We start from the raw sequence: 11,960 nt of genomic DNA on the forward strand, positions 1-11,960 counted from the left end.
AGTGAATAGACCCGTTATTGTTGCGGGGCCGGCGCGGCTGATGGCGGCGCAGATGCCGCGGACTGCGCCGCGCGCAGGGCCTCGAGTTCAGCGGCAGTCTTGAAGTCGACGAGTTCGACCTGGAAAACGAGATCGGAATTTGCAGGGATCGGGCCTGAAGCCTGCGCACCATAGCCAAGCGCCGCAGGCACACAGAACCGCCACGTGCTGCCCTTTGCCATCATCTGCAAGCCTTCCGAAAAGCCGGGGATCACGCCCTCGACCGGAAACGCAGCCTGCATTCCCTGATCAAACACTTCGCCATTGGCCGACAGATAGCCGATGTAGTTGACCAGAACGTAGTCTGCCTTCGCCGGCTTTGCCCCTTCGGCAGCCTTGAGGGTCATGGAGCCGAGCCCGCTGGCAGCCTTTGTCGAACACAGACGCTGCGCGGCCGGGATGACCGGATTGAGCGGAAGGGGAATGACTGAAGCGGATGGCGTGGCAGCCTGCGCTGCGGTCTTGGCGGGCGCTGCGGCGGACGCGGTTTGCGAAAGCGCCGGGACAGCGGCCATGATTGCGAAGGCAAGGGCGAAGCGGGGCGTACCGCTGACAGTTGTGCTCATGCCTCCCCTTAGCGGCCTTCAGGATAGCGCGCCACTGGCCCAAGGTCTCTCAGCGCATGAAAAAGCGGCCAGGTCACCGCCGCACCCGTATCTCGCGCCCTTCGTACCCTTGACCACACCGGTTACCGGCCTACATGCGAATCATGTTCATCGAGACAGAAACCACCCCCAACCCGGCCACGCTCAAGTTTCTCCCCGGCGAGCAGGTGATGGCCAGCGGCACGCGCGAGTTCACTTCGCCCGAAGCGGCAGAGCAGTCGCCGCTGGCGCAGGCCCTGTTCGACCTCGGCGATGTAACGGGCGTCTTCTTTGGGCGCGATTTCGTTTCCGTCACGGCAGCGCCAGGCGTCGAATGGGCATCGCTGAAGCCACAAGTCCTATCGCTCCTCCTCGACCATTTCGTCAGCCAAGCTCCGCTTTTCATTGCCGGGACAGCTAGCGGGATTGCCGTCCCGCCAGAGGACGATGCGAACTTCTCCGATGATCCGGCAGATGCCGACGTGATCGATCAGATCAAGGACCTTATCGAAACGCGCGTACGCCCTGCCGTGGCCAACGATGGGGGCGACATCATCTACAGGGGCTTCCGCGAGGGTGTGGTCTATCTGCAGATGCAAGGCGCATGCTCGGGCTGCCCTTCTTCGACGGCAACGCTGAAGCACGGCATCGAAAGCCTGCTCAAGCACTACGTCCCGGAAGTGACCGAAGTCCGCGCGGCCTGATCCAGCGGCATAGACCCCGTATCATGCGCACCCTTGTCATCGACAGCGCGACCGAAGCCTGTTCGGTAGCGTTGCTGGAAAACGCGGTTGTGCTGGCCAGCGATAACCAGATGCTTGGCCGTGGCCATGCCGAGCGCCTTGTACCGATGATCGCAGCTTTGCCTGACAAGGGCCGCGCCGAGCGTATCCTCGTGGACGTCGGCCCTGGCAGCTTCACCGGAATCCGGGTTGGGCTTGCCACCGCGCGAGCGCTGGCCCTGGCCTGGGGTGCGCAAGTAATGGGTTTCGAGAGCCTGTCCCTTGTTGCAGCCATGGCCCTTTCAGAGACAGCAGCCGACACTATCGATGTCTGCATGACCGGCGGGCACGGCGAGTGGTTTCTGCGCAGCTTTGCCAGCGATGCCACGCCGATATCGCCCCTTGCCTCGCTTTCACCTGCTGCAGCCGTCGCCGCAAGCAATGCGTCACTTGTTGCCGGCAGCCAGGCCGCGGCGCTCGGTGCAGGTCGCATGGAAGAAAGCCCCGGCATCACCATATGCAACCTTTGGCCAGACGCGCGGTTTGCGGTGTTGCTTGGCGCGTCGGCGTTGATTGCCCAACCGCGACCAATCTACGGGCGCGCACCTGACGCGCGATTGCCAGCGACGAGGTAAGACGGCCACCGATGATCGCTCCCAAAGACGACATCGACCGGATCATGTCCGTGATGGAGCGCGCATTTCCTGCGGAGTTTGGCGAAGCATGGAACCGCCGGCAAGTCAGCGATGCGCTGCTTGTCAGCAATTGTCGCTACGGACTTATTGCGCCTGACGGGTCTCCAAATTTCTACGAGGATACTGATACTGCGGGCTTTTTCATGGGCCGTAGCGTTCTCGATGAAGAAGAATTGCTGCTATTTGCAATTGCGCCAGAATATCGGCGCAAAGGGCTTGGACATCTTTTGCTGGCGCGCTTCGTGTCAGAAGCTCGAGGTCACGGGATGGGCCGTGTATTTCTCGAAATGCGGCGCGGAAACCCTGCAGGGGTGCTCTATGCAGCGCACGGTTTCGTCGAAGTCGGAGTGCGCCCATCTTATTACCGATGCGGGGATGGCACACGGTTAGACGCCATCAGCCAGGAACTCGTCCTTGATAACTAACATTATACTTTGGTTGATCGGTTATTTTTCACGACTGAAGTATGATCGCCACCAGTTTGGTGGTTGTTTCTTGGCCAAAGGCGACTATGGAAGGTGACCTGAGTCACATTCCATAGTCCTAGCGTGAAAATGCTCCGCGGAGGGACAAGCAAAAGGGCCTGTTCGCCATGACTGAAATCCAGAACGACATGCGGGAAACGCTGATCACGCTGACTTCGGATATCGTTGCCGCACACGTGAGCAACAACAGCGTCGCTGTCGGCGATCTTCCCACGCTCATTACCAATGTCTACTCTGCACTTGCCGGGCTCGATCAGCCGGCAGTCGTCGAGGAAGAGGCACCGGAACCTGCGGTTTCGATCCGCGCTTCGGTCAAGAACGATCACATCGTCTGCCTCGAAGATGGCAAGAAGCTCAAGATGCTCAAGCGTCACCTTGCAACCCGCTACAACATGACCCCGGAACAGTACCGGGCCCGCTGGAATCTTCCGGCCGATTATCCGATGGTCGCCCCGGCCTATGCTGAAAAGCGCCGTGAACTGGCCAAGAAGATCGGCCTTGGACGCAAGCCTGCGCCCAAGCGCGGTCGCAAGCCATCTGCCGGCTAAGCGGCATCGGAATTACAGGCTGTGCGCAATACAGGCGCGCGCGGTTGAAGATTTGGCCCGCCGGTTTATAGATCGGCGGGCCAACCCTTTTAGACGAGTTCCCAGTGCATCAGGCGATCGACATCGAAGCTCTCTGTGCGGAACGTGGCCTGCGTATCACCGACCAGCGCCGCACGATCGCCCGCGTTCTTTCCGAGAGCGACGATCACCCGGATGTCGAGAAACTGCATGAGCGGGCCTCGGCCATTGACTCGCGGATTTCGATTGCGACTGTCTATCGCACGGTGCGGCTGTTCGAAGAGGCCGGCATTCTCGATCGCCATGACTTCGGCGATGGCCGCGCCCGCTACGAGGCCACTCCCGAAGCTCACCACGATCATCTGATCGACGTGGAGACCGGAAAGGTCATCGAGTTCGTCGATCCTGAACTTGAACAGCTCCAGCGCCAGATTGCCGAGAAACTAGGCTATCGCCTCGTCGATCATCGCATGGAGCTTTATGGCGTGAAGCTTGAACGCGACGGCTGACCTCCCCGCCCAAGCGACAATCGGCCTTGCCGGGCGCGCACGCATCGCCATGCGCCTGACGGGCATGCTACTTCTGCTGCTGGCCTGCGTTCCCCTGTACTACCTGTGGCGCGTTGTCCGCCTGCCAAATCCATGGCCACGCGTTTTCTTGGGCGGCATCGCCACGGTCGCAGGGGCCAGAGTGAGCATCTCGGGCACGAGGGCGTCAGGCGGAGCATTCCTGCTTTCGAACCACGTCAGCTGGCTGGATATCCCGATCATAGCAGGCGCCAGCGGAAGTGCTTTCGTGGCCCACTCCGGACTTGCCGACGTAGGGCTGCTGAAGTGGCTGTGCGAGATGAACGATACGGTCTTCGTGGCAAGGCACGATCGCCGTTCCGTTCACGCGCAGGTGGAGCAGGTTCGCGCCGCTCTGACCGATACGGGTTCATTGACGGTCTTTCCCGAAGGCACGACCAGCGACGGGACCGGGCTGCTGCCGTTCAAGTCATCGCTTCTCTCGGCGCTCGATCCGCCTCCCGAGGGCATAGCCATCCAACCCATCTGGGTAGACTACGGCACAGATGCGCCGAACATTGCCTGGGTTGGCGAAGAACATGGACTGGACAATTTCCTGAAGATTCTGGCACGCCGCAAGCCAGTGCCCGTCACCCTGCACTTCCTCCCGCCTCTGGCCGAAGCCGAGACTGCCAATCGCAAGATCATGGCCATTGCGGCGCGCGAACGCATCCTCGCCGCAGTGGCGGCACAGCAGGGCAATCCGGGGCGTTAGACAAAGCAGGCCGAATCCACTATCGGCGCGGCATGTCGTCCGTCTCTGCTACCACTGTACCGGTCCCCGCCCCCAAGACGTTCCGCGTCAAGAGCTTCGGCTGCCAGATGAACGTCTATGATGGCGAGCGCATGGCCGAACTGCTTGCTGCCGATGGCATGGCGCCCGCAGCCGACGGCGATGACGCCGACCTCGTCGTTCTGAACACTTGCCACATTCGCGAGAAGGCGACCGAAAAGGTCTATTCCGACATAGGCCGCATCGTGAAGGACGCCAAGCGCGAAGACGGCGCGGCACCGTTGATCGCGGTCGCCGGTTGCGTTGCCCAGGCCGAGGGCGACGAGATCATGGCCCGTGCCCCGGCGGTGAAGGTCGTCGTCGGACCGCAGTCCTATCACCGGTTACCGGAGATGGTGGCACAGGCCGCATCCGGCCAGCGCGCAACCGAAACCGACATGCCCGCCGAGGCCAAGTTCGCTGCCCTGCCCAAGCGCCGCAAGTCGGCCCCCACGGCATTCCTCACCGTCCAGGAGGGTTGCGACAAATTCTGCACCTATTGCGTCGTGCCTTATACGCGAGGCGCCGAAATCAGCCGTCCGTTCGCCGATCTGGTCGAGGAAGCGAAGCTGCTCGTTGCAGGCGGCGCGCGCGAGATCACGCTGCTCGGCCAGAACGTCAACGCCTGGACGGGCGAGGATGAGAAAGGCCGCAAGGTCGGTCTCGACGGGCTCGCCCGTGCGCTTGCTGACGATCCCGACCTGCAGCGCATCCGCTATACCACCAGCCACCCCAACGACATGACCGATGGCTTGATCGCCGCGCATGGCGAGATCGAAAAGCTGATGCCGTTCCTGCACCTGCCCGTGCAGGCCGGAAACGATCGCGTGCTCAAGGCCATGAACCGCAGCCACACTGCAGAAAGTTACATGCGCCTGCTCGAGCGCATTCGCGCGGCCCGGCCCGACATTGCCCTGTCGGGCGACTTCATCGTCGGCTTCCCCGGCGAGACCGACGCCGAGTTCGAAGACACGCTGCGCCTGGTGGATGCCGTCGGCTATGCTCAGGCCTTCAGTTTCAAGTATTCCCCCCGTCCCGGAACGCCCGCAGCGACGATGGAGGATCACATCCCTGCCAGCGTCATGGACGAACGCCTCCAGCGCCTGCAGGCTGCTCTCAACCGCGATCAGATGGCGTTCAATGCTGCCAGCGTCGGCAGGACCTGCGAGGTTCTGGTCGAACGCCGCGGCAAGCTTGACGGCCAGTGGCTCGGCAAATCTCCGTGGCTGCAGTCGGTCCACTTCATCGGCGAGGCCGAGATCGGCAGCATGGTCCGCGTAGAACTGGTCGAAGCCGGGCCAAACTCGATCGCTGGCCGGCTCCTTTAAGGGCACGTCTCGTCTAATTGCCCTGTGGAAACGTGGCCTTGCGTCTTGTGCGCGCAATATCCGTTCCTATGCTCTGAATCAGGCACATACCTGAAAGGAGCGCATGGCCCGTAAACCCCACCGCGCCGACGAAGCGCATCATCGCCCGGAACCGCAGCATCGCCGCGCCCGGGTCGAAGTTGAGTTTGACGAGCAGACCGTGCTGGGCACCCTGTTCGGCCAGTTCGACACCAATCTCGTTCACATCGAGAACCGGTTGGGTGTTTACATCTCTGCGCGCGGCAACCGCGTCCTGATCGAAGGGCCCGACGATGCCGTCGCCCGCGCCCGCGAGGTGCTGAAGGGCATGCACCAGCGACTGCTGTCCGGCCAGGAACTCGATTCGGGCGCCGTTGAATCGCTGATCGCGATGAGCGTGGAGCCGACACTGGAAGGCATCATCACCGGGGCGCCCGGCGGTGCTCCGCCGATCATGATCCGCACCCGCAAGAAGACGATCATCCCGCGCAGCCCGACGCAGATCGACTACATGAAGGCGCTGATCAGCCATGACGTAATCTTCGCGCTTGGTCCGGCAGGCACCGGCAAGACCTATCTCGCCGTGGCACAGGCAGTCGCCCAACTCATTTCCGGCTCGGTGCAGCGCCTGATCCTGTCGCGCCCTGCAGTCGAAGCGGGCGAGCGCCTTGGCTTCCTGCCGGGCGACATGAAGGAGAAGGTCGATCCCTACCTCCGTCCGCTTTACGACGCGCTGTACGACTGCATGCCGCCCGAACAGGTTGAACGGCGCATCGCCAGCGGCGAGATCGAGATCGCGCCAATTGCCTTCATGCGCGGTCGTACATTGGCGGATGCCTTCGTGATCCTCGACGAAGCCCAGAACACCACGCCGGCACAGATGAAGATGTTCCTGACCCGCTTCGGTCAAAACAGCCGCATGGTCATCTGTGGCGACCCCAAGCAGGTCGATCTTCCCGGTGGCGTCGGGGCCAGTGGTCTGAACGATGCCGTCCAGCGGCTTGAAGGTGTCGAAGGCATCGCGACGGTACGCTTCAAGACGGCTGACGTGGTCCGTCACCCGATCGTGGGCCGCATCGTCGAAGCCTATGAAGGGAAGGACGCTTGAGCGCGCCGATCCTCGAAATCGACATCGATCCGGTCTGGGGAGATACAGTCGATTGGGAAGCACTTGCCAATCGTGCGGCCGAGGCAACGGCAGCCACTGCTACCGAACTGGCCCACGAGAACCTGCTGGTCAGCCTCGTCATGGCCGATGACGACGAGGTGCACGCGCTCAACAAGCAGTGGCGCGCCAAGGACAGACCGACCAACGTCCTGTCCTTCCCGATGCTCAGCCGCGAGGAAGTGCTGCACGCTGCACGGGATAGCGATGCGCCGGGCATGCTGGGCGACCTGATCCTGGCACACGGCGTCTGCACCCGTGAAGCCGCTGAAAAGGGCGTCTCGGTCGAGGTCCATGCAACTCACCTCATCGTGCACGGCCTGCTCCATCTTGCAGGGCACGATCACGAACTGGGTGAGGCGCAGGCCGAGGAAATGGAGGATCTGGAGCGGAAGGCGCTTGCGCTGATGGGCATCGCCGACCCATATGCGGTCGAAGACTGACCACGTAAGGGGATTTGACCAGTGCCCGAGGGCAATGATTCCGCCGGCGACAGCCGATCGGGAGACGGAGACAGTAGCAGTCGCACGCTCTGGCGCGCGATCCGAGCCTTTTTCAAAGGCCCTGACCACGACCAGTCGCTTCGTGCCCAGATCGAGGAAGCGATCGACGAGCACGAGGGCGAACCGCATCATCATGGCAATGACAACGGCGATCTTGTGCCGCTGGAACGCCAGATGCTGCGCAACCTCCTCCATTTCAGCGAGCATGACGCTGACGACGTAGCCATTCCGCGCGGCGAGATCATCGCCGTGCGCGCCTCCGCCACGTTCGAGGAAATGGTCGCGGCCTTTGCCGAGCATGGCCACAGCCGCATGCCGGTCTATGGCGAATCGCTCGACGAGATTGTCGGCATGATCCACGTGAAGGACGTCTTCGCGATCATCGCGGGCATGATGCTGTCCAACAAGCAGCCGCCCAGGGACTGGACTTCGCTGATGCGCCAGCCGCTGTTCGTGCCACAGGCAAGGGGCGCGCTTGACGTATTGGCCGACATGCGCACCCGCCGTACCCACCTGGCTGTGGTTATCGACGAATATTCCGGCACTGATGGCATCATCACCATCGAAGATCTGGTCGAGGAGATCATTGGCGAGATCGAGGACGAACACGACGATGCACCGCAGGAACTGCTTCGTCGCATTGATCCCGAAACCTGGGACGCGGACGCACGGGCAGAACTTGATGACGTTGCCGAAACGGTCGATCCCAGACTTGCAGAAGTGGAGGAAGACGTGGATACGCTCGGCGGCCTTGCCGTGGTATTGGCAGGCGAAGTACCGCCGGTCGGCCGCGTGCTCGAGCATGCCAGCGGCTGGCGGCTTGAGGTCACAGCTGGTGACGAGCGCCGCCTGACACGCCTGCGGCTCCACGCGCCGCGGGCAAACGAAGACGAATAGGACAAGACGATGATCCGCCGCCTGCCTCCCCTGCGTTCGCTTGAGGCGTTCATACGCGTCGTGCGAGCAGGCTCGGCCAAGACAGCCGCGGCAGAACTCGCACTAAGCCCCTCGGCACTGTCGCGGCGACTGGGGGCGCTTGAGGATTTCGTCGGCAAGCCGATGTTCGAGCGCAAGCATCAGGCGCTCAAGCTTACCGAGGAAGGCCAGCAGCTCTACGATGCGGTTGCACCGTTGATCGACGAGATGGCTGACCGCGTGGATCGCCTGATCGACACCGGCAAGGTCATGCGGCTTCGCCTCGGCGTGCTGCCGCTGTTCGGCAGCCAGCGCTTGTTCCCGCGCCTTGGCGAGTTGCGCAAGCTGCATCCGCAGTTGCACATCGACATCGATTCGGGCCACGCCGCCGAAACCAAGCTGGGCGACACCATCGATGCGGCCATCGTCCTGTCTGAAGGGCCCGATGCCTCGCTGCATTCGGTCCGCCTCGATCACAACCGCGTCCATGCGATCACCTCGCGCGAGCTTGCCGCCGATCTTGGCGAGCGGCCCGACGTGGCCAAGCTTTCAAAGCAGACATTCCTCGTCCACAACGATCTTCCAGCCAGTTTCGAGGCATGGAAGCGAGCGTTGCATCTTGAGAAGCTTGAACCTGCCGCCATCGACCATTTCGATTCCGGCCAGTTGATACTCGAAGCCGCGGCACAGGGCCTTGGCATCGCGATCATGCACGATGACCACTACCACCGCAGCCACGATTCGCGGCTGGCCCGGCTATACGATATCGACGTCGACAGCCCCTATTCCTACTGGTTCGTCTGTCGCCCACGCGCGCTGCAATCGCGCCCGGTGCGCCTGTTCCACGACTGGATGTTGAAGGCTGGGCTTTGATGGCGCGCCGCCGCCGCGCCGTTGCGGTGAAAATCCATTGCCCGGTTACCGCGGAAACGTTGGCCGCGATGATCGCGGGCGATAGCGGCGCGCTCGAACGCGATATTACCGCTGCGGCCATCCTCGCCGTCATCCGTGCCGACAATCCGCTTGGTGACTTTTCCCTCTACAAGGGCGTCTGCGAAGTGGCGCTCGGCTGGGAAAGCTTCCAGCCGGGCGCCGAGGCAAGGCCGACGCTCGGAAGTGCCGACATGCGCACCCTTTCGCCCACGATCATCCTTACCACTTATGCGCAGGCAGATGCAGAGATCGAGCCTGCACTGGCGGCCCTGATGGCGGCACACCCGTGGGAAGTGCCGGTGATCGAGATAACGGAAGTCGACCTGCTGATCAGGTAAATGCCTTCAGCCCGCGCTGCTGCAGAAAGATCGTGAAAGATCCGCTGGCGATGACCTGCATCCCCGAGCGGCGCATTCCCCTGCCAAGATAAGCCTCGGTACGAACGGTGCGGCACCCGGGCCTTCGCACCCTGATCGCTGTTCGCACATACTCCGAACGATGCCGAGCGCGCGGGTCGTACCGCTCGTAGGCATCCATCAAACGGAGTTCACGCTGCGAGAAGCGTGGCCCAGCGCGGTGCAGAGTGCCGAAGACCTGCCCTCGCCCGCGCAAGAGCAACGGATACCATCCCCGAGGATCGCGCACCGCCAGCAACTTACCCGCCGCCACGCCTCGCTCGCCCCGCGACAGCAGTGGCAGGATGCGCCGCGTCAACGCGTTGTCGTGGTCTTCCATCAGCGTGCCGTAGAAGAAGAACCACCGGGGCTTCATGGATGCCGTCAGTGGCCGCAGGCAAGCGCTTCGACAACGTCCTCAAGCCGGGCGGGATCGCCGAGCGCGATCACATGCCCATCGGACCCTGCGTGCAGCGGATCGCCATTCCAGTCCGCCATGGTGCCGCCCGCCCCTTCAACGATCGGCACCAGGGCAGCCCAGTCGTGCAGCTTCAGCCCCGCTTCGCACACGACATCGAGTTGCCCGGTCGCAAGCATCGCATAGTTGTAGCAATCGCCGCCCATGACCATGCGCTTGTGATCGGTCTTGGCCGCAAGGCCCATGAAATGACCGCCATCGTGGTCGTCGAAGTAATGCGGGCCAGTGGTCGCCAGTGTCGCTTCGGACAGTTCCCGGCAGATCCGGGTACGCACCGGCTTGCCGTTCAGTGTTGTCGGCTTGCCCATCGCGCCGACCCAACGCTCACCGGTGATCGGCTGATCCAGGATACCCAGGACCGGAAACCCCTCGACCACAAGGGCGATCAATGTCCCAAAGATCGGGCGGCCGGCCAGAAACCCTGCGGTTCCGTCAATCGGATCAAGCACCCAACTTCGTCCTGAGGAGCCGACGGTCGACCCGAACTCCTCGCCGATCACGGTATCGCGCGGCACTTCTGCGGTGAGGATGCGACGCATCGCCTCTTCCGCTGCCCGGTCGGCAAGTGTCACCGGCGTTGCATCGCGCTTGCGCTCGGCCGTGACCGTGCGGAAATGCGGGCGTATCTCTGCTGCAGCGGCGTCAGCCAGGCGCATGGCGAGTGCGATATCGTTTTCGAGCTTCATGGCAGGGGCTCTGCCTGCCGGATAAGGCAAAGGTCAAGCGCTCCCTGACAATTCGGGGTTGGACAAAAAGCCCTTGGCAATCTTAAGGCAGATGGTGACGGACAGCACGCAACGTTTGGTTCAGGGGCACTAACCTTGCGCGCATGAAATGTCCGAGGGGCACCCAATGAGTCGCAACACCAAGCCAGGGGTCGACAAGGCAATCGTTTCGCCCAACGCAACGCGCGATGGGCAACCGATCTCCTACAGTCGCGCACCTGCTGCCGACCTGGAACGGTGGGTGGGCCGTTTCTATGTGACAATTGTCGGCGCGCCGCCCGAACACCGCCTCGATTGCGGGCTTCTCAGCGATTTTGCCTGCATTCGCGTGCAGTTGCGAGGCAAGTGGGAAGCCGCGACCGCCGATGGCGTGGAGGTATCGGAGCGTGCCGCCATGATGTTCGGCCCGCACTCGCGCCGCATGCCGATCAGCGTCACCGGCAGTTTCGTCAGCGTAGGCGTGTTCCTTCGCCCCGGCGTATGCCACGCCCTGCGCGGACCTGACATCGGCGACCTTGTCGATCGTCTCGCTACATTCGGCAGCCTCGGGCTGCCCGAGCAGCGCTGGATCGACCTGTTTCATGCCGACGATTCGCCCGAAGACTGGGTGAAGGCGATGGAGCATGAAATGCGCTCGCTGATCGCGGAACGTGCGGTGCGCGAACCCGATCCGATCTCGGCACGCTTCGAAGCTGCCGCCTTCAATGACCCGACGGCAAGCATAGCCCGGCTTGCCGAAGAATTCGGTGTCGAGCAGCGCAGGCTTGAGCGCATCGTACGCCGCGATTTCGGGATGCCGCCCAAGCAGGTTCTGCGCCGTGCTCGCGCGCTGGACATGGCGAGCCACCTGCGCGGTGTCGCCGACCATGCCGAAGCCGAAGCGATTGCCTTGCGCTATTATGATCAAAGCCATCTGATCCGCGAATTCACCGCCCTGTTCGGCATGAGCCCACGCCAGTTCGTCGATCGGCCGCAACCACTGATGACGCTGGGGCTCGAAACCCGGCAGACGCGGCGGCTGGAAACGATCCGCCGCCTCGAACCCGGCGAAGTGAAGCCGTGGGAGTGAGC

Annotated in this window: 16 protein-coding genes; 13 read left to right on the forward strand and 3 right to left on the reverse strand. The window is 62.7% G+C overall.

The window, feature by feature from the left end:
- Positions 1-14: 14 nt before the first annotated feature.
- Entirely contained in the window at positions 15-605 is a 591-nt protein-coding gene (locus B9A23_RS07610) for an FKBP-type peptidyl-prolyl cis-trans isomerase (protein WP_084278247.1), read from the reverse strand.
- A gap of 143 nt (positions 606-748) precedes the next feature.
- Here B9A23_RS07610 and B9A23_RS07615 point away from each other — a divergent pair, with 143 nt between their 5' ends.
- The 12 genes from B9A23_RS07615 to B9A23_RS07670 all read left to right on the forward strand — a co-directional run bounded on the left by B9A23_RS07615 (position 749) and on the right by B9A23_RS07670 (position 9,629).
- Positions 749-1,327, forward strand: a complete 579-nt coding sequence (locus B9A23_RS07615) for a NifU family protein (RefSeq protein ID WP_084278353.1) — start codon at positions 749-751, stop codon at positions 1,325-1,327.
- Positions 1,328-1,350: 23 nt separating this feature from the next.
- On the forward strand, positions 1,351-1,980 hold the full coding sequence (gene tsaB, locus B9A23_RS07620) for a tRNA (adenosine(37)-N6)-threonylcarbamoyltransferase complex dimerization subunit type 1 TsaB (RefSeq protein ID WP_084278248.1): 630 nt from the start codon (positions 1,351-1,353) through the stop codon (positions 1,978-1,980).
- An 11-nt stretch (positions 1,981-1,991) separates the two neighbouring features.
- Positions 1,992-2,465, forward strand: a complete 474-nt coding sequence (locus B9A23_RS07625) for a GNAT family N-acetyltransferase (protein ID WP_084278249.1) — start codon at positions 1,992-1,994, stop codon at positions 2,463-2,465.
- Positions 2,466-2,632: 167 nt separating this feature from the next.
- Positions 2,633-3,073 carry a Ros/MucR family transcriptional regulator gene (locus B9A23_RS07630; RefSeq protein WP_084278250.1) on the forward strand — a complete coding sequence of 147 codons (441 nt, stop codon included), beginning with the start codon at positions 2,633-2,635 and terminating at the stop codon, positions 3,071-3,073.
- Positions 3,074-3,177: 104 nt separating this feature from the next.
- Complete coding sequence (locus B9A23_RS07635; protein WP_084278251.1) at positions 3,178-3,600, forward strand: Fur family transcriptional regulator; 423 nt, start codon at positions 3,178-3,180, stop codon at positions 3,598-3,600.
- Positions 3,584-4,372: a lysophospholipid acyltransferase family protein gene (locus B9A23_RS07640; RefSeq protein WP_254895040.1), complete on the forward strand. Its 789-nt coding sequence runs from the start codon at positions 3,584-3,586 to the stop codon at positions 4,370-4,372. Before B9A23_RS07635 ends, B9A23_RS07640 begins: the two co-directional genes overlap by 17 nt.
- A 32-nt stretch (positions 4,373-4,404) precedes the next feature.
- Complete coding sequence (miaB, locus tag B9A23_RS07645; protein WP_084278252.1) at positions 4,405-5,757, forward strand: tRNA (N6-isopentenyl adenosine(37)-C2)-methylthiotransferase MiaB; 1,353 nt, start codon at positions 4,405-4,407, stop codon at positions 5,755-5,757.
- Between the two features lie 103 nt (positions 5,758-5,860).
- Positions 5,861-6,883: a PhoH family protein gene (locus tag B9A23_RS07650; protein ID WP_084278253.1), complete on the forward strand. Its 1,023-nt coding sequence runs from the start codon at positions 5,861-5,863 to the stop codon at positions 6,881-6,883.
- A complete protein-coding gene (gene ybeY, locus B9A23_RS07655; RefSeq protein ID WP_084278254.1) occupies positions 6,880-7,383 on the forward strand; it encodes an rRNA maturation RNase YbeY in 504 nt (167 codons plus the stop codon). The genes B9A23_RS07650 and ybeY overlap by 4 nt, the downstream gene beginning before the upstream one ends.
- A gap of 21 nt (positions 7,384-7,404) precedes the next feature.
- On the forward strand, positions 7,405-8,340 hold the full coding sequence (locus B9A23_RS07660) for a CBS domain-containing protein (protein WP_084278255.1): 936 nt from the start codon (positions 7,405-7,407) through the stop codon (positions 8,338-8,340).
- A 9-nt stretch (positions 8,341-8,349) separates the two neighbouring features.
- Positions 8,350-9,231, forward strand: coding sequence for a LysR substrate-binding domain-containing protein (locus B9A23_RS07665; protein ID WP_084278256.1), 882 nt, complete (start codon positions 8,350-8,352; stop codon positions 9,229-9,231).
- Positions 9,231-9,629 carry a hypothetical protein gene (locus B9A23_RS07670; RefSeq protein ID WP_084278257.1) on the forward strand — a complete coding sequence of 133 codons (399 nt, stop codon included), beginning with the start codon at positions 9,231-9,233 and terminating at the stop codon, positions 9,627-9,629. The genes B9A23_RS07665 and B9A23_RS07670 overlap by 1 nt, the downstream gene beginning before the upstream one ends.
- Here the strand turns inward: B9A23_RS07670 and B9A23_RS07675 are convergent.
- On the reverse strand, positions 9,622-10,062 hold the full coding sequence (locus B9A23_RS07675) for a gamma-glutamylcyclotransferase family protein (RefSeq protein ID WP_084278258.1): 441 nt from the start codon (positions 10,060-10,062) through the stop codon (positions 9,622-9,624). The two genes, B9A23_RS07670 and B9A23_RS07675, sit on opposite strands and share 8 nt — an antisense overlap.
- 8 nt (positions 10,063-10,070) lie before the next feature.
- Entirely contained in the window at positions 10,071-10,850 is a 780-nt protein-coding gene (locus tag B9A23_RS07680; protein ID WP_084278259.1) for an inositol monophosphatase family protein, read from the reverse strand.
- A gap of 166 nt (positions 10,851-11,016) precedes the next feature.
- Between B9A23_RS07680 and B9A23_RS07685 the strand changes: the two genes are divergently transcribed.
- Positions 11,017-11,958, forward strand: coding sequence for an AraC family transcriptional regulator (locus tag B9A23_RS07685; protein WP_084278260.1), 942 nt, complete (start codon positions 11,017-11,019; stop codon positions 11,956-11,958).
- Positions 11,959-11,960: the final 2 nt, after the last annotated feature.

The organism is Novosphingobium sp. B1, assembly GCF_900176395.1.
In the GTDB taxonomy this organism is placed as follows: domain Bacteria; phylum Pseudomonadota; class Alphaproteobacteria; order Sphingomonadales; family Sphingomonadaceae; genus Novosphingobium.

Coding starts and splice junctions, on each gene's coding strand:
- B9A23_RS07680 (WP_084278259.1), bottom strand. CDS start 10,850: ATGAAGCTCGAAAACGATATCGCACTCGCCATGCGCCTGGCTGACGCC.
- B9A23_RS07650 (WP_084278253.1), top strand. CDS start 5,861: ATGGCCCGTAAACCCCACCGCGCCGACGAAGCGCATCATCGCCCGGAA.
- B9A23_RS07665 (WP_084278256.1), top strand. CDS start 8,350: ATGATCCGCCGCCTGCCTCCCCTGCGTTCGCTTGAGGCGTTCATACGC.
- miaB (WP_084278252.1), top strand. CDS start 4,405: ATGTCGTCCGTCTCTGCTACCACTGTACCGGTCCCCGCCCCCAAGACG.
- B9A23_RS07615 (WP_084278353.1), top strand. CDS start 749: ATGTTCATCGAGACAGAAACCACCCCCAACCCGGCCACGCTCAAGTTT.
- B9A23_RS07625 (WP_084278249.1), top strand. CDS start 1,992: ATGATCGCTCCCAAAGACGACATCGACCGGATCATGTCCGTGATGGAG.
- B9A23_RS07610 (WP_084278247.1), bottom strand. CDS start 605: ATGAGCACAACTGTCAGCGGTACGCCCCGCTTCGCCCTTGCCTTCGCA.
- B9A23_RS07670 (WP_084278257.1), top strand. CDS start 9,231: ATGGCGCGCCGCCGCCGCGCCGTTGCGGTGAAAATCCATTGCCCGGTT.
- B9A23_RS07675 (WP_084278258.1), bottom strand. CDS start 10,062: ATGAAGCCCCGGTGGTTCTTCTTCTACGGCACGCTGATGGAAGACCAC.
- tsaB (WP_084278248.1), top strand. CDS start 1,351: ATGCGCACCCTTGTCATCGACAGCGCGACCGAAGCCTGTTCGGTAGCG.
- B9A23_RS07685 (WP_084278260.1), top strand. CDS start 11,017: ATGAGTCGCAACACCAAGCCAGGGGTCGACAAGGCAATCGTTTCGCCC.
- B9A23_RS07630 (WP_084278250.1), top strand. CDS start 2,633: ATGACTGAAATCCAGAACGACATGCGGGAAACGCTGATCACGCTGACT.